Source organism: Endozoicomonas sp. SESOKO3, assembly GCF_024606255.1.
Window position 1 is genome coordinate 1 of the sequence record NZ_JAHHPR010000248.1, and the last position, 1,157, is coordinate 1,157.

General features: G+C 39.3%; 2 protein-coding genes. Both read left to right on the plus strand.

Going from position 1 to position 1,157, the window contains the following annotated elements:
- Positions 1-7 precede the first annotated feature (7 nt).
- On the plus strand, positions 8-178 hold the full coding sequence (locus KDK18_RS14645) for a 2OG-Fe dioxygenase family protein (RefSeq protein ID WP_373691143.1): 171 nt from the start codon (positions 8-10) through the stop codon (positions 176-178).
- A 12-nt stretch (positions 179-190) separates the two neighbouring features.
- Positions 191-1,081: a hypothetical protein gene (locus KDK18_RS04435; RefSeq protein WP_257253491.1), complete on the plus strand. Its 891-nt coding sequence runs from the start codon at positions 191-193 to the stop codon at positions 1,079-1,081.
- Positions 1,082-1,157: the final 76 nt, after the last annotated feature.

Sequence of the window (1,157 nt, forward strand, 5' to 3'; positions counted from 1 at the left end):
GTCTGGGATTTACAGCAATAAAAATGTTCCGATCGAGCATAAACAATTAAACTGGTTCCTCGATAGCATAATAATTAACGATGAAGTTGTAAAACATGACGTTTCCCCTCTATTTCCCGCACTACAAGATCAGCCAGGCTGGAGAGACATGCTCATTATTGACTATAACTTCGTATAGCTGGGACGATTTATGAAAGAAAGTATCAAAGAATCTAAACGAATAATCCTAATGATTGCAAAACTGGTCATTCCTTTCTCAATGCTGAGTGAAGTTTTGCAATATCTAGGGGTGGTCGACTATGTAGGTTTCATTTTTGAGCCTGCTACTCAATTACTTAAATTGCCAGCCGACGTAGCTGTAGCTTTCGCAGCCAGCTTTTTTCTTAATATTTACGCGGGTATAGCAGTTGCTTCAGGACTTGATCTTTCGCCTTATGAATGGACGATAGTAGGCACATTTATTGCGATATGTCACTCCATTCCCCTGGAGTCTGCCGTAATGAAAAAAGTGGGGTTTCCCATCCATATACATTGGATATCCCGTTTGTGCTTAGGCATTTTAGGGGCTTGGGTGGCATCATTTTTAACGCCTCAAGAATTGGTAGGCAGCGTAGGGAGCAGTCAAGTAAAAGCTGAATATGCTTCATTTGGCGCACTTGTATTGGGGGCTTTTTCTAATGCACTTTTGCTGACACTGAAAATTTCGATTTTGGTGGCCACACTGGTAGTGGCTTTTGACCTAATTAAAAAGCGAGCATTTTTTAAAGCGTTATTAGATAAACACACATATCTATCAAGCATGACCGTTGGCTGTCTTTTAGGAGTCACATATGGAGCAGGTATCCTGCTTAAAGATATAAAGTCCGTTGAGGAAGAGCAGAGGCTTTATCTTTTAACTTTCCTGCTGCTGGCTCATGGTTTAATTGAAGAAACGCTGATCTTTGCTATTTTTGGAGCTGATATAGTCGCAATTTTGCTAATACGCCTCGGAATAGCTATCAGTGTTGTAGTTATCCTTATTTTTATCACAAAAAAACTAATCACGCATAAACTCGTTAGATTGAAAAGCACAAATGAATAAAGTATTTATTACCGACAGAATAATTAACGCCAGCATAGAGAAAAAAATCCTTGGTGATTTCTTGGTGAGTGATCCT